We start from the raw sequence: 24,080 nt of genomic DNA, 5'->3' as shown, positions 1-24,080 counted from the left end.
AACAGCGGCATAAAAAAAGGGCGCCTTCAGGCGCCCTCCAGAGTTTTAGCAGAACCGTTAAACCAGCTGCTGAGCCGTAGTTTCTACCAGCGTCAGCAGGATTTTAATGTCTTCCAGCGTCACGGTCGGGTTGAGCAGCGTCATCTTCAGACAGGTCACGCCATCGTGCTCGGTCACGCCGACGTTAGCACGGCCCGACTCCAGCAGGGCATCACCGATACGCTGGTTCAGCAGCGCGATATCCGCGTCGCTGAGGTGCGCCAGATGCGCCGGACGGTAGCGGAACAGCACGCTCGCCAGCTGCGGCTTCATTACCAGCTCCAGCGCCGGCTGCGCATCAACATACGCTGCCACGTGCTGTGCCAGCGTCACACCGTGGTCGATGATGGCGGCATACTGTTTCTGACCCAGGGCTTCCAGACCCATCCACAGTTTCAGTGCATCAAAACGGCGGGTGGTCTGCAGGGATTTCGACACCAGATTCGGTACGCCCTGCGCTTCGTCAAACTCAGAGTTCAGATACGCAGCCTGGTAACGCATCAGCTCGTAGTGACGTGCTTCCTTCAGCAGGAAAGCGCCACAGCTGATGGTCTGGAAGAACTGCTTGTGGAAGTCCAGCGTAATGGAGTCCACCAGCTCAATGCCGTCCAGATAGTCGCGATACAGCTCGGAGAGCAGCAGTGCGCCGCCCCACGCCGCATCCACGTGAACCCAGATGTTCTCTTCAGCCGCCAGCGTGGCAATTTCACGCAGCGGATCGATCGCACCGGCATCGGTGGTGCCTGCGGTGGCAACAATCGCCAGAATATGCTCGCCGTTGGCTTTGGCTGCGGCCAGCTTGTGACGCAGGTCATCCATATCCATGCGGGCAAAGCTATCGGTTTTCACCTGCGTGACGGACTGATAACCCAGACCCAGCAGCGCCATGTTCTTCTGAACGGAGAAGTGCGCATTTTCTGAACAGAAGACTTTCATCTTCTTCAGGTCACCGGTTAAGCCATCCTGCTGAACAGAATGACCCTGACGGGCATACCACGCGTCGCGCGCCAGCATCAGGCCCATCAGGTTGCTCTGGGTGCCGCCGCTGGTGAAGACACCGGCATCGCCCGGCTGATAACCCACCTGGGTACGCAGCCATTCGATCAGCTTCATCTCAATCAGGGTTGCAGAGGGCGCCTGATCCCAGGAGTCCATACTCTGGTTGGTGGCGTTGATCAGCACTTCCGCCGCCTGGCTGATCACCAGGCTAGGGCAGTGCAGGTGCGCCACGCACTGTGGGTGATGCACCGACAGGCTGTCTTTCAGGAAGTACTCAATGGCACGTTCAATCGCAGCCTGGTTGCCCAGGCCGTCAGGATTGAAGTCCAGCGTAATACGCTCGCGCAGCTCTGCGACGGTTTTTCCCTGATACATCTCAGGTTGTTCCAGCCACTTAACGACCGCCGCGCTACTCTGGGCGATCGCCTGCTGGTAGGCCTCGGTACTCTGAGATGAGGCCGCCAGGATTGGGTTTAACCGGGACATTGCATTCACTCCACTTATACTGGTTTCACGCCAGCTGACAGCAGGGCGTTTTCAAATTTATCCATAAACACGTCAAGTTCAGCATCGGTGATCAGCAGGGAAGGCAGCAGGCGCAATACGCTACCGTGACGTCCGCCGCGCTCCAGGATCAGGCCGTTCTCGAAACATTTCTTCTGTACCAGCGCAGAGAGCTCGCCGTCAGCCGGGAAGCTGCCCATGTGATCAGCGGCTTCGTCAGGTTTCACCAGCTCGATACCGATCATCAGACCCAGGCCACGGACGTTGCCAATCACCGGGTAGCGCTGCTGCAGTTCGTTCAGTTTGCCTTTCAGCAGTTCGCCCTGTGCCGCGACTTTATCTGCGATGTTGTTCTCTTTCAGCAGTTTCAGTGTGGTCAGGCCGGTTGCCATCGCCAGCTGGTTTCCGCGGAAGGTGCCGGTGTGGTGACCCGGTGACCAGGCATCGAACTCTTTCTTAATGCCCAGCACGGCCAGTGGCAGACCGCCACCCACAGCTTTGGACATCACGATGATGTCTGGCTCAATACCCGCGTGCTCGAAGGCGAAGAATTTACCGGTACGGGCAAAGCCTGCCTGAACTTCGTCGAGGATCAGCAGGATGCCGTGCTCCTGGGTGACTTTACGGATGCTCTGCAGCCATTCCGCCGGAGCCGGGTTCACGCCGCCTTCACCCTGAACGGCTTCCAGAATGACCGCCGCAGGTTTACGCACACCGCTCTCAACGTCGTTGATCAGGTTTTCAAAATAGTAGGTCAGCGCTTTCACGCCCGCTTCGCCGCCAATGCCCAGCGGGCAGCGGTAGAGGTGCGGATAAGGCATGAACTGCACTTCCGGCATCATGCCGTCAACGGCTTCTTTCGGTGACAGGTTACCGGTCACTGACAGCGCGCCATGGGTCATACCGTGGTAGGCACCGGAGAAGCTGATAACACCGGAACGGCCGGTGTGCTTTTTCGCCAGCTTCAGCGCTGCTTCCACGGCATCGGCGCCGGACGGGCCGGTAAACTGCAGGCAGTAATCCTTGCCCTGGCCTGGTAACAGGGAGAGCAGGTACTCAGAAAACGCGTCTTTTAACGGCGTGGTTAAATCCAGAGTATGTAACGGCAAGCCGCTGGTAATGACATTTTGAATGCTCTGCAGAACGTCTGGGTGGTTATGGCCCAATGCCAGCGTTCCGGCACCCGCAAGACAATCAAGATACTGATTGTTCTCGACGTCGGTGATCCAGACACCCTGTGCTTTCGCAATAGCGAACGGCAATTTGCGCGGATAACTTCGAACGTTAGATTCAAATTCGGCCTGACGGGCTAAATAGGTCTCATTGGTTGCGTTTAATGTCTGTGCATTCGAACTGTCAATACGGACTTTATCCGTCATCATATCTCTCCTACAACCGCGACGGGAGTAACGTCTCAGTTGAATAAATGAATTAAAAAAGTCATGGGTATGTTTAAAGCGCGGCCAATATAGGGGTTTTTAAGGTCCGACTCAATGATTAATTTGATCAGAAAAAAAGTGCTTCTTTACTATAGTTATCAACCAGTTGTTGAGATTGTGACCGCATGCTTTACTGCCGCTTCGCTAATGGTTAAATAATAAATGGCGAAAAAACACCGGCTTACAGCTCACAGCCTGTGCTAAGTCAATGATAATAATCTGTGTAAACAGCTGTTTCGGAGCCGAAACGCTATCAAAAAGGGCACTTTTCAGACAGAAAAAGCATAAGTCAGTTTAATTAGCGAAGCTGCATATATCCCGCTACAGATGTAATGACCAATTAAAATAATAAACCTTTTTTTAACATTTAATTAAAAACGTCCCGTTGCAGCGTAGTCAGTGCGCGGTTTATTCGCTTTATCCCAGCACACAATCTATAAACTGGTTTAAATCCGCCAGCGCTTCACGCGCCTTCGCTTCTGAGGGATTAACCGTCAGTAAGTCGGCATAACCGTTAAGCATGGCGCTGATCTGTCTGGCGGTGCGGGCGATATCGGCGCAGCGCAGTGTCCCGTCAGTGACGCCGTCACGGATAATGGTTTCCATCAGTTCCTGCCACTCTGCCGTCATCGTCTCTGCCAGCCCGGCATAGGGCTGATAGTGTGCCGCACTCTGCCAGAAGGAGGCATAGAGCTGCCAGGTGGCATCCGGTGCGGCGGGCAGATGGCTTTCAAAGAGGCGCAGCAGTTTCTGACGCGGCATGAGGCCGGACAGGGAATCTGCGAAGGCTTCATAATCCTGCCGCATGAAGCGCTCCAGTGCGGCCAGACAGAGGCTCTGCCAGTTACTGAAGTAGTGATAAATGTGGCTGCGTGAAATGCCCACCGACTCGGTCAGCTCGCGGGTGGTGACCTTTTCTATCCCTTTCTCAATAAATAATGCTATCGCGGCATCCAGGATTTTTGTCTTCAGTGCTTCTGCTGACGCTTTCATCATGACTCTCACATTGACTTTGAGCAAATGCTCAAATAGACTCTTTTTCATACTTGAGCAACCGCTCAAGGATAACACTATCAGAAACAGAAACGATGTCTTCCTCTAAACTTATCTTTCCCGTTACGGCTCCCCGCAGCGCTATTCTGACACTGAAAGCGCTCGGCCGTCGCCATCGCCGCAAGCTCTTCTTTACGCTGCTGCTGGTGGTCGCGGAAAATGTCATGTATCTGCTTTATCCGCTGCTGGCGGGCTTTGCTATCAATGCCATCCTCTCCGGCAGAACCTGGCAGGCGATACTCTATGCGGCGATGGTGTTTACTATGTGGGCGATTGGCGCAGCCCGGCGCAGCGTCGACACCCACACCTTTGCCCGCATCTATGCGGAGCTGGCGGTGCCAGTGATTGTGGCGCAGCGCAGCGAAAATCAGAGCGCGTCGACGATTGCGGCAAGGGTGGCGTTATCACGCGAGTTTGTCGATTTCTTTGAGAAGCATCTGCCGGTGCTGATTACCTCGCTGGCGTCGATGACCGGGGCGGCGGTGATGCTGCTGGCCATTGAGTTCTGGACTGGCGCAGGGTGCCTGGCGATCCTGCTGTTTTTCGCCTGTTTTCTGCCAGGCTTTACCCGCAAAAATGATGCGTTGTTTAATCGACTTAACAACCGGCTGGAGAAAGAGGTGAATTTCGTTACCCATGCGAACGCCGCTTCACTCAGCCGTCATTATGGGGTTTTAGCCAGCCTGCGTATCCGTCTCTCTAATCGGGAAGCCTGCGGTTATCTGGCCATCGGCAGCATGGCCGCGCTGCTGTTTGCTGGCACCATCGCGTTAATGGCGGGCCGGGGTGGCACCAGCGCGGGTCACATCTATTCGGTGATGACCTATATGTGGATGTTTGCCATGAGCCTCGATGATGGCCCTCAGCTGCTGGAGAAGTATTCCCAGCTGAAAGACATCGGCCGTCGGGTGAATACCGGCATGCCATAGTCGCCTGTGCGGATGGAATGTGCGCCAGATCACAAAATGGGTTGCCATGCGCGGCCTGACTTTTTATAGTCTGGCCGCTTCATCCGGACGGAACACGCTCTGCTTCCTTCCTCCGGCTCACTTCAGTTTTTCAGCTCAGGCCATTGGGAATCCATTTTGTTAAGAAAAGATCATAAAACCGACGATGCCGGTTTTGTCCGCTGGGCATTGCTGGCCCTTGCACTGGGCGGCTTCGGCATCGGAACCGGCGAATTCATCATGATGGGCCTGCTGCCGGACGTGTCGCGCTCGCTCGCCATCACCGAACCGCAGGCGGGCAACGCTATCGCCAGTTATGCGCTGGGGGTGGTGGTTGGCGCGCCATTTATTGCGGTGCTGGCGGCGCGGATGGCGCGTAAATCGCTGCTGCTCATCCTGATGGCACTGTTCAGTATCGGCAACGTCGCCAGCGCGATGGCCGACAGTTACCACGGCCTGATTGTGGCGCGTTTTCTGACCGGCCTGCCGCACGGCGCTTACTTTGGCGTGGCCTCTCTGGTCGCGGCGTCACTGGTGTCGCCGGCGCGGCGGGGCCGTGCGCTGGCCTCGCTGATGCTGGGACTGACGGTGGCCACCCTGATCGGAGTGCCGCTCGGCTCCTGGATAGGTCAGCTGTTCAGCTGGCACGTGGTCTTCACCTTTGTCGGCGCGATTGGTCTGCTGACCTGTCTGCTGATTGGCCGCTATGTGCCTTATACACCTGGCGATACAGAGGCTCATCCGCTGCGTGAACTGGGTGCGCTGAAAAACGCGCAGGTGCTGCTGACTCTGCTGGTGGGCGCCGTCGGTTTTGGCGGCATGTTTGCGATCTTCAGCTATATCGCGCCGACGCTGATCAATATTGCGGGTATCTCTCCCTCGCTGATCCCGTGGGCGATGGTGGCGTTCGGGCTGGGGATGATCATCGGTAATCTGGTCGGTGGCCGTCTGGCGGATGGGCCGGTGTTGAACATTATCGGCTGGACACTGCTCTGGAACGTGCTGGTGATGCTGGCCTTCCCGGTGCTGGTCCAGCATGTGGCAACCGGCCTGCTGGCGACCTTCCTGATCGGTACCTGTTCAGTGCTGCTGCCATCACTGCAGATCCGCCTGATGGATGTTGCCAATGAGTCACAGACCCTGGCAGCCGCGATGAACCATTCGGCGCTGAATATCGCCAATGCGATGGGCGCCTATCTCGGTGGCCTGACGGTGTCGCTGGGTTATGGCTGGCTGTCAACGGCGTGGGTTGGCGTGGCGCTGGGGGTCGGCGGCCTGATGGTCTTTGTGATGACGGCGCGGCATGCCGCCCGCCAGCAGGCTGAACTGGCCTGATAGCCGCCGGGCAGGGCGCAGCGGCAGCCGGGGTTGTCGCTGCGCGGGGCTGGCTGAAACCCGTGGGAAACGGGGTGCAGCCAGCCTCAGAACCGGGTTGCGGCTTTAAAGATTCAGCGTTCGTTATCTTTTCCGCAATCCCGGAAATAAAAAAGGCCAGACAAATCAGTAAAGATGCTTGGCCGTCTGGATGTTAAAATTAAATTAAAATAATGTTTGCTAATGTCGGTCAGGCATGACTTAATAGCGTCATCGGTTTGGAACACAGACCTTATCAAAGCAGTTTTAGTCAAGCAGTCCTCAGTGCAAGCGATATCTCAAGATACCCCTTCTTCGTGAGTCTCCTCCTAAAATCCTGGTAAGTTTATTTCTGGAAGACAGGCCATCTCTGCCACCTTGTGGCTCATTATTAAGGAAGTATCGATGTCGAATAAAATGACTGGTTTAGTAAAATGGTTTGATGCGGGCAAAGGTTTTGGTTTTATCTCCCCGCAGGATGGCAGCAAAGATGTATTCGTTCATTTCTCTGCCATTCAGAGCAACGATTATAAAACCCTCGATGAAGGTCAGCAGGTCGAATTCACCATTGAAAACGGCGCTAAAGGCCCATCAGCGGCAAACGTTGTCCCGATGTAACATCTGATGATCAATGCGGCTTACGATAGCGATGACGGCAACAGCCTGAGCAGTTAAGCGAGCATTGATGATTGAAAAAACCCGCCCTGTGCGGGTTTTTTGCGTTCTGAAGCCAGCCATTAAGCCACTCCCTCCTGACAGCGGATGAGCCGCTGACCTCTTCATGCCGTAAAACGGTGAGAAAAAAAGATAAAATGCCGTCAGCAGGCTTATCGCGGCAGATAGCCGTTTATCGCTGTGCGACTATAGAGGCAAAGAACTTCTCCTGCTGACGTTTACCACCCGGAAGGTTATCTGCTCTATGAACGCCTCTGCTGGCATCGCAATGAAGGTCATGGCTGCGCTGAGCTCCACGCTGATGCTGGCCTGTGTAAAACAACTGGATGGGGCGATACCGGTTGGCGAAGTGATCTTTTTTCGCTCGCTGCTGGCGCTGGTGCCGCTGCTCATCTGGCTGCGTATCCAGGGCAGCGTGCTGGACGGCATCCGCACCCGTAACATTCGCGGCCACGTTGTGCGTGGGCTGGCGGGGACCGGTGGGCTCTATTTCAGCTATCTTTCGCTGCTTTATATCTCACTGACCGATGCCACCGCGATCAACTATGCCGCGCCGCTGTTTACCGTGCTGCTGGCGGCGCTGCTGCTGCGTGAAAAAGTCCGTCATCACCGCTGGGTTGCCGTGTTTATGGGATTCACCGGCATTCTGGTCATGTTCTCCGGGCATCTCTCGCTGACGCAGCAGGGCAGCTTCTCGCTCTCCGCGTCGGCCGGGATCCTGCTGGCGTTAATGGCGGCCTTCTGTACCGCCTGCGCACTGGTTCAGATCCGCTTTCTTAACGGCAAAGAGAAACCGGGCGCTATTGCTTTCTGGTTCGCCATCACCACTGCATTAACGTCGCTGATTACGCTGCCTGCCGGATGGAAGGTGCCGCAGGGCAATCAACTGGCGTTGCTGGTGGGCTGCGGGTTGCTGGGCGGCATCACCCAGATTCTGATGACGCTGAGTCTGCGCTACGCCGAGGCCTCACTACTGGCCCCGTTTGACTACACCACCCTGATATGGTCGGTGGCGGTGGGCTATCTGCTGCTGGGCAGCCTGCCGGACTCGGCCACCGTGGTCGGTGCGATCCTGGTGGTAACAGGCGGTCTCTACGCCGTGCTCTATGAGCGTTACCGTTTCCGCAAAACGCAGATGGCGAATGTCAGCTCATGATCTGCAGCGTCCGGCGCGTGTGTAAAGCGCGTAATGATAACGCAGCGTTAATAATTTGTGATCCCGGCGAGAGAAGCTCATTTTGTAATCGATTACTTTTACACTCAGACAAGGTAATCGATGACTCACGGGTGAGGTTCCTATGATTGCAACGGTGCAGGAGAGTGCAGGCCAGCGGGTGCAGCATAAGCTGCTGGTTCCGCGCCTCTCTCTGATGATGTTTATGCAGTTCTTTATCTGGGGCAGCTGGTCGGTGACGCTGGGCCTGGTCATGACCCGCCACAACATGCCGTTGCTGATCGGGGATGCCTTCTCTGCCGGGCCTATCGCCTCGATTCTGTCACCGTTTGTGCTCGGCATGCTGGTGGATCGCTTTTTCCCTTCCCAGAAGGTGATGGCGGTGATGAATCTGGCCGGTGCGATGATTCTCTGGTTTGTGCCACAGGCACTTATGGCAGAGAACGGGGCGCTGCTGATCGCGCTGTTATTTGGCTACACGCTCTGCTTTATGCCGACGCTGGCGCTCGCAAACAACATCGCTTTTCACAGCCTCGCCAGCAGTGAGAAGAGTTTTCCCATCGTCAGGGTTTTCGGCACTATCGGCTGGATTGCGGCGGGGATCTTTATTGGCGTCGCCGCGATTGCCGACAGTGTGGCCGTGTTCCAGCTGGCCGCACTCTGTTCCGTGTTGCTCGCTCTTTACAGCCTGACGCTGCCGCACACGCCAGCGCCGGCTAAAGGTCTGCCGTTGAAAGTCCGCGATCTCTTCTGCGCGGATGCCTTTGCCCTGCTTAAACAGCGTCATTTCTTTGTCTTCGCGCTGTGCGCCACCCTGATCTCGATTCCGCTGGGCACCTACTACGCCTTCACCGCCTCCTGGCTGGCGGATGCCGGTGTCCGCAACGTCAGCACACTGATGTCACTGGGCCAGATGTCTGAAATTCTCTTCATGCTGATCATCCCGCTGCTGTTTCGCCGCCTTGGCGTGAAGGCGATGCTGCTGATTGGCATGTCAGCGTGGTTTGTGCGTTATGCCCTGTTTGCACTGGGCATGAGTGATGAGACGCGCACCCTGATCTACCTCGGCATTCTGCTGCATGGCGTCTGCTACGACTTCTTTTTTGTGGTGGGTTTTATCTACACCGATCGCATCGCCGGTGAAAAGGTCAAGGGACAGGCACAGAGCATGGTGGTGATGTTCACCTATGGCATCGGCATGCTGCTGGGTTCGCAAATCTCCGGCGCGCTCTACAACCATCTGGTTGCGGGTCAGGTGAGTGCGCAGAACTGGGCGCTGTTCTGGTGGATCCCGGCGGGCGCCGCCGCGCTGATCGCGATTATCTTCTTCTTCTCATTCCGATACCGTGAATAAGCGCTGGCGGCGCGCAGGAGCGACAGATGAAAACAGTTAAAGGGCCGGGACTCTTCCTGTCACAGTTCATTACCTCTCAGCCTCCGTTCAACTCGCTGGCCGGACTGGCGGAATGGGCGGCGGGACTGGGATACCGGGCGCTGCAGATCCCCTGCCATCAGCCCGCCATTTTTGACCTCGAACAGGCGGCGGTGAGCCAGACTTACTGCGATGATGTGCGGGGGGTGCTGGCCGATTCTGGCCTCGAAATCAGCGAACTGTCGACGCATCTCGAAGGGCAGCTGATTGCCGTCAATCCCGTCTTCGATAGCGCCTTCGATAATTTTGCACCGGCAACGCTGCGTGGCGATCCTGCCAGGCGCACGGAGTGGGCGATGACCACACTCAGACGTGCCGCAGCCGCGTCGGAAAGGCTCGGCCTGCGCGCTCACGCCACCTTCTCCGGCTCGCTTGCCTGGCCCTGGTTCTATCCCTGGCCGCCCCACAATGCCGCGCTGTTTGCAGAAGCCTTTGCCGAACTGGCGCGCCGCTGGTTGCCGCTGCTGGACGTTTTTGACCAGCACGGTGTTGATCTCTGTTATGAGATCCATCCCGGCGAAGATCTGCATGACGGTGTCACGTTTGAACGTTTTCTGGCTGAGGTCAATCATCATCCCCGCTGCAATATCCTGTTCGATCCCAGCCATCTTCACCTGCAACACATCGATTATCTGCAGTTCATCGACCACTACCATTCACGCATCAAAGCCTTTCACGTCAAGGACGCGGAGTATCAGATTAACGGGCGTAGCGGGGTCTATGGCGGCTATCAGCCCTGGCTGACGCGCGCCGGGCGTTTTCGCTCGCCAGGCGACGGCCAGATAGACTTCGGCGGCATCTTCAGTAAGCTGGCGCAGTATGACTATGACGGCTGGGCGGTACTGGAGTGGGAGTGTTGCCTGAAGGGGGGTGAGACGGGCGCGCGGGAAGGTGCGGCGTTTATCCAGCGTCATATTATTCCGGTGGCCGATCGCGCCTTTGATGATTTTGCCGCGTCCGGTGAAAACCGCCCGTCAGTGCGTCAGCAACTGGGGCTGGATCGCGACGCGTGATGTGCGCGGATAACCGGAACCGCACAGGATTAAAACAGGGAGCGCTATGTCTGTTCAGAAAATCGCCCGGATGGCCGGGGTGTCCGTCGCCACGGTTTCCAGAGTGCTGAATAACAGCGACCGGGTTAAACCGGCCAACCGGGAGAAAGTGCTGGCGGCGATAGAAGAGAGCCGCTATCAGCCCAATCTGCTGGCGCGACAGCTGCGCACCGCCCGCAGCTCGATGATTCTGGTGCTGGTCTCCGATATCTCTAACCCCTTCTGCGCTGAAGTGGTGAAAGGCATTGAGGCGCAGGCGGAGCAACAGGGGTATCGCATTCTGCTCTGTAATTCGGGGGCCGATATCGCCCGATCCCGTTCCAGTCTGCAACTGCTTTCCGGCAAGATGGTGGATGGCATCATCACCATGGACGCTTTCAGTAAGCTGCCGGAGCTGAGTCAGCTGATTGGCGCTGCGCCCTGGGTGCAGTGCGCCGAACACGATGATGAGGGGCGGGTCTCCTGCGTCGGCATTGACGATCAGCGTGCCGCGCAGGCTGTGGTGCGACATCTGGCCGCCCAGGGACGCCAGCGTATTGCGCTGATCAATCATGATCTGAGCTACAAATATGCCCGGCTGCGGCAGCAGGGCTACCTCCGGCAACTGGAAGAGGAGCAGCGGGAATGGCAGACCATCATCTGCGCCAGCGCGTTGAGTTTCAGCGCCGGTAAAGCGGCGATGCTTGCGCTGCTGGCCGGGGAGACGCGGCCCGATGCGGTGTTTGCCGTGTCTGACACGCTGGCGGCAGGGGCGATGGCGGCGATCCAGCAGGCGGGCCTGCGGATCCCGCAGGATATTGCCGTGGTGGGGTTCGATGGCAGCGACCTGGCGGAGATGGTGTCACCCCCGTTAACGACCCTGGCACAGCCTTCAGGCGTGATGGGGCGCCGGGCCTGCGAGCTGCTGCTGCAAAAAATTGCCCAGCCCGATGTGCCGCCGCAGCGGGTAGTGATGCCGGCTGAGCTGGTGGTGCGGGCCAGTGGTTAAAGATGCGGATTCCGGCACAATGACGGGAGGTGAAGCGACAGCGGGGGACAATCCGGCATGAACCGGCTGCCGCTGGCAAGGCGCGCAGGCGGGTGAAAAGGGCGCAGTTGCGGTTGCGCCCTGTGTGGGTCAGAGTGCGTTCAGGAAGGCCAGCAGATCCTGATTCAGCTGATCCTGATGCGTCACCGCAAAACCGTGTGGCGCATTGTCATAAACCTTCAGTTCCGCCCCCTCAATCATCTCCGCCGCCACTTTACCGGTAGACTCAAACGGAACGACCTGATCGTTGCTGCCATGAATCACCAGCGTCGGCACCTTCACCTTCGCCACGTCTGCACGGAAATCGGTTTCGGCAAAAGCCGTCACGCAATCCACGGTGCTTTTCAGCGAGGCCAGCAGGGCAATGTTCAGCGTCTGCGTCAGAACGCCCTCGGAAACGGTCTGCCCGGCATTGGTGCCATAGAAGGGGGTGGCAAACTCTTTAATAAACTGGGCGCGATCCTTAAGCAGGCCGTCGCGGATACCTTCAAAGACCGACATATCCACACCCTGCGGATAGTCTGCCGTTTTACCGAAGATAGGTGTGACGGCACCCAGCAGCACCAGCGCCGCCACGCGATCGCTGCCATACTGGCCGATGTAGCGCGTCACGTCGCCGCCACCCATAGAAAAACCGACCAGCGTCACCTGCTGCAGATCCAGATGGGTGATGAGATCGTTGATATCTGAGGCAAAGGTGTCGTAATTATTGCCGTTCCAGGGTTGATCGGAGCGACCAAAACCGCGGCGGTCAAAGGCAATCACGCGATAACCGCGCCCGGCCAGGAAGTTCATCTGGCTATCCCACATATCCGCGTCCAGCGGCCAGCCGTGACTGAATAAAACAGGCTTGCCGGTGCCCCAGTCCTTGAAATAGATTTGCGTGCCGTCGGTTGCTTTAAACGTGCTCATGATATTGCCCTCTGTCTGACGTGATGGATGATATGTCGGTGATGCGCCCGTTAAACCGGGGCCACCAGATAGCGAACTTCAGGGGCGGTTTCACCCTGATGAAAGGCGAAAACCCGCCGCTCAATCTTTTTATCGTTCATGGTGTAGCGCGCCTTCTGCCGCAGATGTTCGACCCAGGAGCCCACCACAAACGTTTCCACGAAAATGCCGGGCTGCAGAATATCTTCATAAAGAGACCAGCTGATGGCGCCGCCGCGACGCCTCACCCGCCGCATATCCTGCATGCAGATCGTAAAGGCGTGTACATCATCAAGCGTAACCCGATATTCGTAATTCACCATCACCGGTCCGCGTTCATGCCGGATATCCAGTGCGGGGGGTGTGACGCCATCCCCGATTATGTCGAGATTGAGATCGGGGTCCTGATCGAGCCGCCAGCGCCAGACGGTCGCGCTGGCGATGACCATCCCTGCCGCGGCGATGCAGAGTGACAGTGGAATGCTGAAGCGGGAGGCGAGCTGTCCCCAGATTGCGCTGCCTGCGGTCATAGAACCGAAGAAGAGCGTCAGATAGACCGCCAGCGCACGCGCTTTCACCCACTTCGCGGCACTGCGCTGTGCGCCGAGATTCAGCGTCGACAGCACCGTAATCCAGGCCAGCCCGGTGAAGAACTCACACGCATTCAGCAGCCAGAAGTGGCGCACAAAGGCGAGTGCCAGCAGGGTCAGGGCGAAGATCAGGCTGGCGATGACCATCAGGCGATCGGAACTGAAATGACGCCGCAGACGCGGCAGCAGCACCGCGCCGGTAATCGCGCCGACACCAATGCAGGCCAGCATGATGCCGTAGCCGCCGGGGCCGAGGCCGAGTTCACGCCGCGCCACCAGCGGCAGCAGTGCCCAGCCCGCACTGCCAAACAGAAAGAATGCCAGGGTGCGAACCAGGACGTTTCGCAACACCGGTGCAGCGTGAACATAACGCAGACCGGCGCGCACCGCCGAAAAGAAGTGCTCAGGGGGCAGACGCTGAATGGCCGGCTCCGCTTTCCAGCGCCAGAGCACCCAGGTGACACCCAGCACCGACAGCGCATTGAGCAGAAAGACCATCCACGGGCCGGTAAACGACAGGATCAGGCCGCCCAGCGCCGGACCTATCGCGCGGCTGATATTGATACCCAGCGAGTTAAGGGCAATCGCGGCACCCAGCTCCTTTTTTGCGACCAGATCCGGCACGATTGCCTGGAAGGGGGGCGAACTCATGGCAGCCCCGGCGCTCAGTAAAAAGGCGGCGGCCAGCAGGTATTCCGGTGTCACCTGTCCGGTCCAGGCGAGCAGCGTCAGGCCGGCGGCGGCAATAAATGTCCAGAGCTGAGAAAAGAGCAGGTATTTACGACGGTCAATGATATCGGCCATGACGCCGGAAGGCAGCGCGAACAGAAACATCGGCAGGCTGCTGGCCGCCTGAACCAGCGCGACGGCCAGCGGGTCAGCACTCAGCGTCAGCATGCTCCAGTTGACCCCCACATCGTTCATCCATGACCCGATATTGGAAACCACGGTCGCAATCCAGAGCATGCGGAACACCGGCTGGCGCAGTGGCGCTAAGGGCGACACCTCGCCAGCGGGCTGTTCACCAGGCAGGGCCTGTTCAGACAGCTGAATATCCTTAGCCTGCGCCATGACGAACCTCCCGGGGTTTTGCCGCGCCCAGCCGCCAGTCGCCCGGCCCGGTCAGTGCCAGCGTGGTAAAGATGATCAGCAACAGCCAGCCGAACTGGCCCTCCGCCAGTGACCAGTCCGGATGCACCACCAGCATCGCGACCAGCAGAACCCCGATGATGGGCAGGCAGGCAATCCGACTCCCCCAGCCGAAGATAATGAGGATCGGGCAGATAACTTCCGCCAGAATGGCCGGCAGCAGGCTCATCATCGGGCCCAGCCCAAACGGGTCCTCGATACGCGTCAGTTCTTCGCTGAAATGCAGAATTTTCGGCACGCCATGCACCTGTAGCAGCAGCAGGCTGCCGGTCAGGCGCAGGAAGAACAGCCCCGCATTAAGACGGGGCGAGTAAGCAGATACGTTCTTCATCATCAGAATGCAAAGCAGCTGCAGCCCAGCGCCCCCCAGAAGGCGTTATCCTCAGCGACCGGCACGCCGGCACCACGGGCAATTTCGTGCGAATGGCGATGGACACCGCACGGGCCACTGCAATGGTGCGCGGCAGGCATCATCCCGGCACGGCTCTGTGCCACCGGCGGCGCGCTGCGATAGTGGCCGGGAACCCTGACCACCGGCGACCACTCTGGCAGAACCGGAATGGCGGGCGGTGCCTCCGTGCTGAATGCACCGGCGGCATAGACGATATTGCCATCCACCACGGTTAGCACGGACTCGATGCCCTTGATCTCCTCTTCCGGCACGCCGAAGTAGTCTTTGCTCAGCACCGCCAGATCCGCCAGCTGTCCGACCTGGATCTGACCTTTTTTGCCCTGCTCACTGGAGAACCAGGCGCTGCCCTGGGTCCAGAGCATCAGCGCCGTGTCGCGGTCAAGGCGGGCATTGACGTCATACATCTGCATGCCGCCCACGGTGCGGCCGGAAACCAGCCAGTAGAGCGCGGTCCAGGGGTTATAGCTGGCCACGCGGGTCGCATCGGTGCCGAGTCCGACCGGAACGCCGGTTTCCAGCATTTTATGCACCGGCGGCGTATGGCGGGTCGCCTCAATGCCGTAACGCTCCGCAAAATATTCCCCCTGGAAGGCCATGCGGTGCTGCACGGCAATGCCGCCGCCCAGCGCTTTGATACGGTCGATATTTCGCTGCGTGATCGTCTCCGCGTGATCGAAGAACCAGTGCAGCCCGTTGAACGGAATGTCACGGTCGACCTTCTCGAATACATCCAGCATCCGGCTAATCGATTCGTCATAAGTCGCATGCAGGCGGAAAGGCCAGCGATGTTCCACCAGATGACGCACCACGCGCTCCAGCTCATCCTCCATGCCGGGGGCCAGGTCGGGTCGCGGCTCCAGAAAGTCTTCAAAGTCGGCGGCTGAGAAGACCAGCATTTCACCTGCGCCGTTGTGACGGAAATAGTCGCTGCCCTGACCTGGCGTCAGCATGTCAGTCCACTTTTCGAAGTCCTCCAGCTCATGGCCCGGACGCTGGGTAAAAAGGTTATAGGCGATGCGCACCGTCATCTGCTTTTTCTGATGCAGCTCTGCAATCACCTCGTAATCTTCGGGATAGTTCTGGAAGCCGCCGCCCGCATCAATGGCGCTGGTCAGCCCCAGGCGATTCAGCTCACGCATAAACTGCCGGGTTGAGTTGACCTGCTGCTCCAGTGGCAGCGTCGGGCCTTTCGCCAGCGTGGCGTAAAGGATCATGGCGTTGGGACGGGCGATCAGCAGGCCGGTAGGATTACCGTTGCTGTCGCGCTGGATTTCTCCCCCCGGCGGGTTGGGCGTCTCTCTGGTGTAGCCGACCGCTTTCAGCGCGGCGCGGTTGAGCAGGGCGCGGTCATAGAGGTGCAGCAGGAAGACCGGTGTGTCGGGCGCTGCTTCATTGATCTCATCCAGCGTCGGCATGCGCCGCTCGGCAAACTGAAATTCCGTCCAGCCGCCCACGACCCGTACCCACTGAGGCGTCGGGGTTCGCAGTGCCTGATCTCTCAGCATCCTCAGCGCATCCGCGACAGAGGGAACGCCCTCCCAGCGCAGCTCAAGGTTGTAGTTCAGGCCACCGCGGATCAGGTGCAGGTGAGAGTCATTAAGACCAGGCACGGCGGTGTGACCTTTAAGATCGATCACCCTGGTGCCGTCGCAATGAAACGCCATCGCGTCGGCAAGCGTTCCCACCGCAACGAATTTTCCGTCACGAATCGCAACGGCTTCTGCCACCGGATTGCTGCGGTCAACAGTATGAAATTTGCCATGGGTCAGTATCAGTTCAGCTTTACCCAGCGTAACCATAGATCCTCCTCAACGGGGTTGTCCGGCATCGCGCCGGACAGGAAGTGCCGCAGACAGGCGGCCACGAATCAGGCGGATTATGGTGAGCGGGCTGAGGGCGCGTCTAGTTATACAGAGGGATACCTATACCTTCGTATAGTTATACGCAGAGATAATAGTTTGCCGTGAAAGCTCACCCTAAACTGGGTTCAGACAGCCAGCTGCGGGGTCTTAACCCGGCACAGGCTGCTCCTTTTGCTCCGCGCCGGTTGGCGGAATTCCGTTACTTAACCTCTATGGGTGAACGCATGTCCAACGCTAAGCTTGAAGTCCTTACGCCACATAACAGCCAGATTATTTTTATCGACCAGCAGCCGCAGATGGCTTTTGGTGTGCAGTCCATTGACCGTCAGGTGCTGAAAAACAACACGGTCGCCCTGGCGAAGGCGGCGAAAGTCTTCAATATCCCCACCATCATCACGACGGTCGAAACGGAAAGTTTCTCCGGTCATACCTATCCGGAGCTGCTGGATGTATTCCCGGGACAGGATATTCTGGAGCGCAGCTCAATGAACTCCTGGGATGACCAGAAAGTGCGTGACGCGCTGGCGGCAAACGGAAAGAAAAAGGTGGTGGTGTCAGGCCTCTGGACGGAAGTGTGCAATAACAGCTTTGCGCTGTGCGCGATGCTGGAAGGGGATTACGAGATCTACATGGTGGCGGATGCTTCTGGCGGCACCACCAAAGAAGCGCACGACTACGCCATGCAACGCATGATTCAGGCGGGCGTGGTGCCGGTCACCTGGCAGCAGGTAATGCTGGAGTGGCAGCGTGACTGGGCCAACCGTGACACTTACGATGCGGTGATGAACATTGCCAAAGAACACTCGGGAGCCTACGGCATTGGTGTGGATTACGCCTATACCATGGTGCACAAAGCGCCATCCCGTCAGAAGAGTGAACACCGTACCCTGGCTCCGGTGCACGCACCCGTCCGCTAAGTCGCGTGCTGCTGATCGGTGCCCCTGTTCCGGTCAGCAGCGTGGCAAAACAGGAGTCCGGTGATGAATCCTTTTCTTCTTTCCCTGGCGGCAGGGAGTGTAATCGGTGTGCTTTATGGCCTGCTTAAGGTGCGTTCGCCCGCTCCGCCAGCGATTGCGCTGGTGGGACTGCTGGGGATGCTGCTGGGCGGGGCGCTGATTCATGCGATCCTGCCTGCTGAGCAGCCTGCCACTATTCAGCAGCAGAGTTTTGCGCGGCCTGTGACAGCCACAACGGGATAAGCCGATCATGTTGAAATCCTACATTATTTCTCTCGCGGTGGGTCTGCTGGCTGGGGTAATCTATGCCCTGATCAACGTCAATTCACCGGCACCGCCTGTCATGGCGCTGCTGGGACTCTTTGGCATGCTGGTGGGGGAGCAGCTGGTTCCGCTGGCGACGCGTCTGTGCCGCCGCCAGCCCGTCACGCTGAGGTGGTTTCGCCATGAATGTGTGCCAAAAATCAGTGGCACACCGCCGCCCGACGGCGATAAAACGCCCTAAGTCCTCGCCTGCCACAGGGTGAGGCGTTCCAGAGGATATCTTCATGACGCTGTCACAGCGTATTATCATTGTTGATGATGAACGCGCGGTCCGCAGTGGACTGAGCAATCTGTTGCATTCAGACGGCTACGCCACCCGATTATTTGAGTCCGGTGAGGCGCTGCTGAACGATGATGATGCGCTGGCCGGGGCGGCGATGCTGATTATTGATATCGGACTTAAGGGGATGTCCGGTTTTGAGCTGTTTACGCTTCTGAAACAGCGGCCCGGCCTGCCGCCGGTCATTTTTATCTCGGCCGATCAGGAAGAGACAACGCTCTGGTATGCCGTGGCACTGGGTGCCGTGACCTTTTTGCGCAAGCCCATTGATGTTGATACGCTGCTGACGCTGATCCGTTGTGCGTTATCTCAGGGAGAAGCGCGCTGATGAGTACTCTTTCACTCACTGTTCATGAGGGTGACGACGCGGGCTCCACCCCTGACGAAACCGACACGCTGACCACGCTGGCGCAGGATGGCTGCCTGTGCTGGATAGCGGTTCAGCGTCCTTCCGGCGACGCATTCATCATCGCGACGCCTCAAAGTGACGAGGTCACGTATCAGGCCACGCAGCGGCTTAAGAATGAACGGGCGCTGGCGGGATATCTTTCGCCACGCTGGGCCATCACCGCCACAGGCTCCACCCGCTACCAGAATCGTTATGCGCTCGTTTATCCTGCCTTTCCCTTTCAGACCCTGGCGCACAGGCTGGCGCATCCTCCTGGCACCCTGGCGGATTTCCTCGAGGTGGCACTGCGACTCTGCGCCACGCTCAGTCAGGCGCATCATCAGGGCATCGTCCATGGGGATATCAAGCCAGACCATTTCTTCATCGGTGACGATGACCGCTTTCTGCTGGGTAATTTCGGGCTCGCCACCCTGGCGGGGCAGTCGGCGGAGGGTCTGCGCGCCTCTGGCGGGACCCTGGCCTACATGTCACCTGAACATACCGGGCGGACACCCCATCCGGTCAGCACGCTCAGCGATCTCTACAGCCTGGGCGTGGTGCTCTATCAATACCTGACCGGCAGGCTTCCTTTTGGCTCTCCCTGTGCGGGTGAGGCGGAGTGGATCCACCATCACATTGCCACCGCTCCCCGGCCTGCCGATCAGGTCAGAGAGGCTGTGCCAGCCATTCTCTCTGCCATTCTGCTGCGCCTGCTGGCCAAATCACCCGCTGAGCGATACCAGACGGCTCAGGGCGTGATGGCTGACTTACGCCGCTGTCAGGCGACGCTGACAGCAGAGAACACCATCGAACCGTTCACGCCCGGCCTGCAGGAACCGTTTATCGCCGGGTTTCGCGCCACGGGTCTGTTTATGCAGCATCCGCAGGCGCATCAGTTGCTGAGAACGCTGGATGACGTCAGCCGCAGCGGTACGCAGCGCCTGGTCATGCTGAGCGGCGCGCCCGGTTCAGGCAAATCGGCCCTTATCGCCTCTGCTCTGAAAAACCTGCAGCGCCGACAGGTACTGCTGGCGGCCAGCAAGGCCGACCCGCTTTCGCCGATGGCCCCTTATGCCCCGCTCGCCTCCGCGCTGCGCAGCGTAACGCTTTACCTGTCAGGACTGTCCGCTCCGGAGGTCAGCCAATGGCGAATTCGCCTGCGGCAACGCCTGAGCGGCTATGCCGATCTGGCCATTGAACTGGTGCCGGAGCTGAAACAGCTGCTCAACCTCCGGGCGGTGCAGCCGGTGGTGCGCCCTGCCCAGGAGGCCCGCGAGCAGTTCAATCTGATGGTTTCTGCGCTTATTGACGCTTTTGCCACGCCTGAGCGGCCGCTGGTGTTGCTGATTGATGATGTTCACTGGGCAGACAATGCCACGCTGCATTTGCTGGAGCATCTGGTCACCCGTAATGCCCATCTGCCCTGGATGCTGGTGCTGGCCTTCCGGGAGGGAGACGCGATGCCCTGTCCGATGGTGGCCGGATTTCTGCTGCGGATCAGAGCCTCCGCGGCGCGGGTGGTGGTGCTGACGCCCCAGCCGCTCAGCGTTAAAGGCATCGCCCGCTGGCTGGCTGACATGCTGCATTCCCGCCCCTGCGGCCATCGCGAACTGGCACATATCCTCTATGAGAAAACCGGCGGCAATCCGCTTTCTGTTCAGACCTTCTTTCGGCAGGCGGTAGAGGATGGGGTGATTGCGGTGCGTCAGAGCCCGCTGAAGTGGCATTACGACCGCGCGCAGCTAATTGCGCGACAGTACACTGACAATGTCGCCGGTCTGGTCCTCGATCAGCTGGCGCAGCTCCCGGCGATCACCCGCCAGCTGCTGGGATCGCTGGCCTGTCTGGGTGCCAGTGGTGAACTCGCCCTGATCGCTCATATCAGCGCGCATCCTGTGACGCAAATTATCGAATGGCTTGAACCGGCCGTCAGCGGTCGCTTCATTACCCTGGAGGGCGGGGAGTACGCCTTTACCCATGACCGGGTCCATCACGCGGCGTTTTTACTGCTCGATCTCCGCCAGCAACAGCATCTTCATCAGCAGGCCGCGGCCTGGCTGACAGCCGCCGCCGTTACCGCTGAAAGTCATGAGGCGCTCTTCAGAACGGTTTATCACGTGGACAGAATTGCTGAACTGCCGCTCTGCGCCACCGACTGCGAGCGTTATTATCCGCTCTGCCTGCGTGCCGCACAGGCGGCGAAACGCGCCGGGGACTATCTTTCAGCGTTGCGCTATCTGCGCACTGCGCAACGGCTGGGTCAGCAGGGCGTCAGCGGGCGTGATTTTATGCTGCGTATCGATGAGGCGGAGTGCGAGTTTTTACAGGGCAATCTTGCCACCGCGCAAATGCTCTGTAGCCAGCTGCTGAGCAAACCGGGCACGCTCAGTGAGAAATCGCTGGCAGCCTGTCTGGCTACCGAAATCCATATGCGGCAGTCTGACAACCATCTCGCACTGGAAACCGCACTCGCCTGGCTGGCAGTTTCCGGCGTGCACTTCAGGCGTGACCCGGATGAGTCGGAGATTGACGCCGCCTGGCAGGCGCTCAGGGCGAGAATGGGTGACTCGCCGCATGCCACCTTTTCCCGCCTGCCGCTGAACGAGAATCGTGACATTGAAGCGGTGCTCGATCTGATGGCCAGCACCATTTATGTCTCCGCCTACGACTGTCCGCAACTGCATCTGTTACTGGTCTGCCGTATGCTGGAGATGACGCTGGATCACGGCATGACCGGCGCTTCTGCGTTCAGCCTGGCCTGGCTGAGCGTGCTGATTGGCGAACGCTATCAGGCGTGGCAGTTTGCCTATGCCTGTGGCCGGGTGGCCCGTGAACTGGTGGAGCAGCATGATTTTGCCCGCTATAAAGCGCGCACGATGCTGCCGCTGGATCAGGTCGGGATCTGGACGCAGCCCATTGACGTTGCGGTGGAATCTGCCCGGGAGAGCTTCCGTGTTGCGGTGCAGCATGGCGATCGCTCCTTTGCCTGCCTTGCGCTGCGTCATCAGATTATGAACATGCTGACGCGGGGCGATCATCTTGAGTCGGTGCAGACCTCCATTGAGCGGGGCCTCGCCTTTACGCGTGAAACGCATTATCCCGATGTCGAAAACGTGCTGGTGATGCAGAAGCACCTGGTGGTGCAGTTGCGTGACCGCAATGGGTTCAGGGCCGGGGATCGCGCAGATTCTCTGCCGCTGGTGGCGGGCAGTGAACCGGGCCCGGTCGCTGGCCCTAAAGCGATGGTGCGCTTCTGGGCCGGTCTCTATCAGGGAATGGCGCATTTTTATGCCACTGAATATGATGACGCACTGCGCTGTTTTGCGGAGATTCGCCCACTGATCAGCGCGGTTCCGGCTTATATCTACCTGATGGATCTGCATTTTTACAGCGCCTTATCACTGTGTCAGCAGCGCCGGTCAGCAGACCGCGCGGCGCTGGATCACCATCTGGAGACGTTTTCGGGCTGGGCTCGCCTCAACCCGGGACTGTTTGCTGACAAAGTTGCCCTGCTGCGGGCAGAGCGCGCGCGCCTCAGGCAGGAGACGGGTGATGCGCTGACGCTGTATGAGGAGGCGATCCGGCTCTCACGCCAGGCGGGTTATCTGCACATTCATGCGCTGGCGAATCAGCTGGCGGGCCGCTGCTGCAAAGCCCTGCAGCTTGATACCGCCGCGGACGCCTATCTTAAAGCGGCGATGGCGAGCTGGGAAAACTGGGGTGCGCAGGCGCTGGTGCACCAGCTGGAGCAGCACGTTCCGCATCAGACTGTGCCAGTGCCGGAGAGTGCACTGACCACCATCCCCTTTATGCAGAATGCCTCTTTTTACGATCTGGAGAGCATGCTGACGGCCGTGCGTGCCCTGACCGAGGAGATCAATCTGGATCGGCTGGTGCATACCCTGATGCGTATGCTGCTGGAACGCGCCGGGGCCCAGCGTTGCAGGCTCATCCGGGTTCTGGAGGGCAGCCTTCCGGAGACGCAGGCCTGGGCCGAAAGTACGGCCGATGGCGTGCGGGTGCAGATAGTCAAAGAGCGACCGGTCGCGACCGATCTCCCTTTGTCGGTTCTCTCTGCCGTCATCCGCACCGGTCAGGAGATCCGCACCGGCAAACCGGAAGCGTTCAGCCCCTTCAGTCAGGACCCCTATCTGGTGGCGTCGGGTGCCGCCGTATTGTGTGTGCCGATGTTCAGGCAGGCGACGCTGGTTGGCGTGCTCTATCTGGAAAATCGCCTGATGCCCGACGCGTTTACCGCTGAACACTCGCACATTGTCAAAACCCTGAGTGCGCAGGCAGCCGTCTCGCTGGAGACGGCACGACTCTACGCCGAGTTGCTGGAGGAGAACAACCACCGGCGACGGGTAGAGAAACAGCTGCGCGCCAGTAAAACTTCGCTGATGCTTGGCGAGAAGATCAGCCATACCGGCACCTGGCGCTGGGAGGTCACTGAGGACATGATGCGGGTATCCGATGAGTATGGCCGCATTATGGGCCTGCCCGCCGGCCAGAAAAGATTGTCGATGGCTGACTTTCTGACCCGGGTGCATCCCGATGACCACACCTGTATCAGCGAACTCGTCACGCACAGCGTCAGTCAGGGACGCAGTATGCAGGCTGAGTTCCGCGTGCTCAGACCGGACGGTGAGTGTCGCTATATCAAAGGCATCGGCGAACCGGTAGAAAACTACCCCGACGTTAAAGAGTACTTCGGCACGATTACGGATATCACCTCACAGCGCGCGGCTGAAGATAGTGCGCGAATGGCGCAGGCCGATCTGGCGCGGGTAACACGCGCTAACACGGTCGGGCAACTCACTGCGTCCATCGCGCACGAAATTAATCAGCCGCTGATGTCGATAGTCGCCAACGCCGGAGCCAGCCTGCGCTGGTTAAAGCGGGAACCGCTAATGCTGCAAAATGTTACCAGCGGCCTTAATGAGATTATCAATGAGGGTAAGCGAGCCGGGGAGATTATTCGTGGTCTGCAGGCGCTGACCCGCAACAACGAATCGAACTTCGCCTCTGAGAATCTGCATCTGATCGCCCGGGATATACTGGCGCTCTCCAGGATTGAACTGGAGCGACGGGGGATCTCCCTGGAGCTGAAGTTCAGGGCCGTAAAAGCGGATATTTTCTGCGATCGCGTGCAGATTCAGCAGGTGCTGCTGAATCTGGTGATCAATGCTATCGATGCCATGTCCGATGAATTACCCCGCGCAGCCCTGCTGCGTCTCACCTCCGAAAACCCGACGCCGGAAACGCTGCGGTTTGAGGTGCAGGATAGCGGCTGCGGCTTACCGGATGAGGTGCGTGAGCGGATCTTTGAGTCGTTCTACACCACGAAAAAAAGCGGCATGGGGATGGGGCTGACCATCAGCAAAGGGATCATCAAAAAGCATCACGGTGAGTTAGGTGCGGAAAACCGGGCGGAAGGCGGCAGTCGCTTCTGGTTCACGCTTCCGCTGGGATAAGGGTGCAGCGTCGCTGCGCAG

At 58.7% G+C, this 24,080-nt stretch carries 19 protein-coding genes; 12 read left to right on the top strand and 7 right to left on the bottom strand.

The features are described 5' to 3' along the window. Positions 1-57: 57 nt before the first annotated feature. The 3 genes from FJW00_RS08040 to FJW00_RS08030 form a co-directional block, all read right to left on the bottom strand. Complete coding sequence (locus FJW00_RS08040; RefSeq protein WP_058957822.1) at positions 58-1,524, bottom strand: pyridoxal phosphate-dependent decarboxylase family protein; 1,467 nt, start codon at positions 1,522-1,524, stop codon at positions 58-60. Positions 1,525-1,538: 14 nt separating this feature from the next. Then, complete coding sequence (locus FJW00_RS08035) at positions 1,539-2,924, bottom strand: diaminobutyrate--2-oxoglutarate transaminase (protein ID WP_140923457.1); 1,386 nt, start codon at positions 2,922-2,924, stop codon at positions 1,539-1,541. 474 nt (positions 2,925-3,398) lie between these two features. Next, positions 3,399-3,974 carry a TetR/AcrR family transcriptional regulator gene (locus FJW00_RS08030; RefSeq protein ID WP_058957823.1) on the bottom strand — a complete coding sequence of 192 codons (576 nt, stop codon included), beginning with the start codon at positions 3,972-3,974 and terminating at the stop codon, positions 3,399-3,401. A gap of 95 nt (positions 3,975-4,069) precedes the next feature. Here FJW00_RS08030 and FJW00_RS08025 point away from each other — a divergent pair, with 95 nt between their 5' ends. The 7 genes from FJW00_RS08025 to FJW00_RS07995 all read left to right on the top strand — a co-directional run bounded on the left by FJW00_RS08025 (position 4,070) and on the right by FJW00_RS07995 (position 11,655). Beyond that, positions 4,070-4,963 (top strand): ABC transporter six-transmembrane domain-containing protein, encoded by an 894-nt coding sequence (locus FJW00_RS08025; protein WP_140923455.1) that lies wholly within the window; start codon positions 4,070-4,072, stop codon positions 4,961-4,963. A gap of 156 nt (positions 4,964-5,119) precedes the next feature. Further along, positions 5,120-6,316 (top strand): MFS transporter, encoded by a 1,197-nt coding sequence (locus FJW00_RS08020; protein ID WP_140923454.1) that lies wholly within the window; start codon positions 5,120-5,122, stop codon positions 6,314-6,316. A gap of 423 nt (positions 6,317-6,739) precedes the next feature. Further along, positions 6,740-6,952, top strand: a complete 213-nt coding sequence (gene cspE, locus FJW00_RS08015; protein ID WP_003855207.1) for a transcription antiterminator/RNA stability regulator CspE — start codon at positions 6,740-6,742, stop codon at positions 6,950-6,952. Between the two features lie 301 nt (positions 6,953-7,253). Next, positions 7,254-8,165 (top strand): DMT family transporter, encoded by a 912-nt coding sequence (locus tag FJW00_RS08010; RefSeq protein WP_140029199.1) that lies wholly within the window; start codon positions 7,254-7,256, stop codon positions 8,163-8,165. 142 nt (positions 8,166-8,307) lie between these two features. Beyond that, on the top strand, positions 8,308-9,537 hold the full coding sequence (locus tag FJW00_RS08005) for an MFS transporter (protein ID WP_111207127.1): 1,230 nt from the start codon (positions 8,308-8,310) through the stop codon (positions 9,535-9,537). A 26-nt stretch (positions 9,538-9,563) separates the two neighbouring features. Next, positions 9,564-10,628, top strand: coding sequence for a sugar phosphate isomerase/epimerase family protein (locus tag FJW00_RS08000; protein WP_140923453.1), 1,065 nt, complete (start codon positions 9,564-9,566; stop codon positions 10,626-10,628). A gap of 46 nt (positions 10,629-10,674) precedes the next feature. Then, positions 10,675-11,655, top strand: coding sequence for a LacI family DNA-binding transcriptional regulator (locus FJW00_RS07995; RefSeq protein WP_140923452.1), 981 nt, complete (start codon positions 10,675-10,677; stop codon positions 11,653-11,655). 129 nt (positions 11,656-11,784) lie between these two features. On the opposite strand, the gene FJW00_RS07990 is transcribed toward FJW00_RS07995, so the two are convergent. The 4 genes from FJW00_RS07990 to FJW00_RS07975 are packed head-to-tail and all read right to left on the bottom strand — an operon-like array spanning position 11,785 to position 16,574. Beyond that, positions 11,785-12,606: an alpha/beta fold hydrolase gene (locus FJW00_RS07990; RefSeq protein WP_046102644.1), complete on the bottom strand. Its 822-nt coding sequence runs from the start codon at positions 12,604-12,606 to the stop codon at positions 11,785-11,787. 50 nt (positions 12,607-12,656) lie between these two features. Further along, positions 12,657-14,285 (bottom strand): MFS transporter, encoded by a 1,629-nt coding sequence (locus FJW00_RS07985; protein ID WP_140923451.1) that lies wholly within the window; start codon positions 14,283-14,285, stop codon positions 12,657-12,659. Further along, positions 14,272-14,694, bottom strand: a complete 423-nt coding sequence (locus FJW00_RS07980) for a DoxX family protein (RefSeq protein WP_033736826.1) — start codon at positions 14,692-14,694, stop codon at positions 14,272-14,274. Before FJW00_RS07980 ends, FJW00_RS07985 begins: the two co-directional genes overlap by 14 nt. A 2-nt stretch (positions 14,695-14,696) precedes the next feature. Further along, positions 14,697-16,574 (bottom strand): amidohydrolase, encoded by a 1,878-nt coding sequence (locus tag FJW00_RS07975; RefSeq protein WP_009093004.1) that lies wholly within the window; start codon positions 16,572-16,574, stop codon positions 14,697-14,699. Positions 16,575-16,861: 287 nt separating this feature from the next. Between FJW00_RS07975 and FJW00_RS07970 the strand changes: the two genes are divergently transcribed. The 5 genes from FJW00_RS07970 (at position 16,862) to FJW00_RS07950 (ending at position 24,059) form a co-directional block, all read left to right on the top strand. Continuing rightward, positions 16,862-17,554, top strand: a complete 693-nt coding sequence (locus FJW00_RS07970; RefSeq protein WP_010670331.1) for a hydrolase — start codon at positions 16,862-16,864, stop codon at positions 17,552-17,554. Between the two features lie 63 nt (positions 17,555-17,617). Continuing rightward, the gene (locus FJW00_RS07965; RefSeq protein WP_140923450.1) at positions 17,618-17,836 is read left to right on the top strand and encodes a DUF1427 family protein; all 219 of its coding nucleotides are present in this window, start codon (positions 17,618-17,620) and stop codon (positions 17,834-17,836) included. 7 nt (positions 17,837-17,843) lie between these two features. Further along, the gene (locus FJW00_RS07960) at positions 17,844-18,098 is read left to right on the top strand and encodes a XapX domain-containing protein (protein ID WP_009093001.1); all 255 of its coding nucleotides are present in this window, start codon (positions 17,844-17,846) and stop codon (positions 18,096-18,098) included. A gap of 43 nt (positions 18,099-18,141) precedes the next feature. Then, complete coding sequence (locus FJW00_RS07955; RefSeq protein ID WP_009093000.1) at positions 18,142-18,525, top strand: response regulator transcription factor; 384 nt, start codon at positions 18,142-18,144, stop codon at positions 18,523-18,525. Further along, complete coding sequence (locus FJW00_RS07950) at positions 18,525-24,059, top strand: ATP-binding sensor histidine kinase (protein WP_140923449.1); 5,535 nt, start codon at positions 18,525-18,527, stop codon at positions 24,057-24,059. The genes FJW00_RS07955 and FJW00_RS07950 overlap by 1 nt, the downstream gene beginning before the upstream one ends. Positions 24,060-24,080 lie beyond the last annotated feature (21 nt).

It is taken from the genome of Pantoea anthophila (assembly GCF_006494375.1).
In the GTDB taxonomy this organism is placed as follows: Bacteria; Pseudomonadota; Gammaproteobacteria; order Enterobacterales; family Enterobacteriaceae; genus Pantoea; species Pantoea anthophila.
Note: the sequence above shows the minus strand (reverse complement) of the source record. Positions and strands in the feature narration are given on the sequence as shown.

Bases quoted from the DNA above. Each gene is read 5' to 3' on its own strand.
- FJW00_RS08040 (WP_058957822.1), bottom strand. From the start codon at position 1,524: ATGTCCCGGTTAAACCCAATCCTGGCGGCCTCATCTCAGAGTACCGAG.
- FJW00_RS08035 (WP_140923457.1), bottom strand. From the start codon at position 2,924: ATGATGACGGATAAAGTCCGTATTGACAGTTCGAATGCACAGACATTA.
- FJW00_RS08030 (WP_058957823.1), bottom strand. From the start codon at position 3,974: ATGAAAGCGTCAGCAGAAGCACTGAAGACAAAAATCCTGGATGCCGCG.
- FJW00_RS08025 (WP_140923455.1), top strand. From the start codon at position 4,070: ATGTCTTCCTCTAAACTTATCTTTCCCGTTACGGCTCCCCGCAGCGCT.
- cspE (WP_003855207.1), top strand. From the start codon at position 6,740: ATGTCGAATAAAATGACTGGTTTAGTAAAATGGTTTGATGCGGGCAAA.
- FJW00_RS08010 (WP_140029199.1), top strand. From the start codon at position 7,254: ATGAACGCCTCTGCTGGCATCGCAATGAAGGTCATGGCTGCGCTGAGC.
- FJW00_RS08005 (WP_111207127.1), top strand. From the start codon at position 8,308: ATGATTGCAACGGTGCAGGAGAGTGCAGGCCAGCGGGTGCAGCATAAG.
- FJW00_RS08000 (WP_140923453.1), top strand. From the start codon at position 9,564: ATGAAAACAGTTAAAGGGCCGGGACTCTTCCTGTCACAGTTCATTACC.
- FJW00_RS07995 (WP_140923452.1), top strand. From the start codon at position 10,675: ATGTCTGTTCAGAAAATCGCCCGGATGGCCGGGGTGTCCGTCGCCACG.
- FJW00_RS07990 (WP_046102644.1), bottom strand. From the start codon at position 12,606: ATGAGCACGTTTAAAGCAACCGACGGCACGCAAATCTATTTCAAGGAC.
- FJW00_RS07985 (WP_140923451.1), bottom strand. From the start codon at position 14,285: ATGGCGCAGGCTAAGGATATTCAGCTGTCTGAACAGGCCCTGCCTGGT.
- FJW00_RS07980 (WP_033736826.1), bottom strand. From the start codon at position 14,694: ATGAAGAACGTATCTGCTTACTCGCCCCGTCTTAATGCGGGGCTGTTC.
- FJW00_RS07975 (WP_009093004.1), bottom strand. From the start codon at position 16,574: ATGGTTACGCTGGGTAAAGCTGAACTGATACTGACCCATGGCAAATTT.
- FJW00_RS07970 (WP_010670331.1), top strand. From the start codon at position 16,862: ATGTCCAACGCTAAGCTTGAAGTCCTTACGCCACATAACAGCCAGATT.
- FJW00_RS07965 (WP_140923450.1), top strand. From the start codon at position 17,618: ATGAATCCTTTTCTTCTTTCCCTGGCGGCAGGGAGTGTAATCGGTGTG.
- FJW00_RS07960 (WP_009093001.1), top strand. From the start codon at position 17,844: ATGTTGAAATCCTACATTATTTCTCTCGCGGTGGGTCTGCTGGCTGGG.
- FJW00_RS07955 (WP_009093000.1), top strand. From the start codon at position 18,142: ATGACGCTGTCACAGCGTATTATCATTGTTGATGATGAACGCGCGGTC.
- FJW00_RS07950 (WP_140923449.1), top strand. From the start codon at position 18,525: ATGAGTACTCTTTCACTCACTGTTCATGAGGGTGACGACGCGGGCTCC.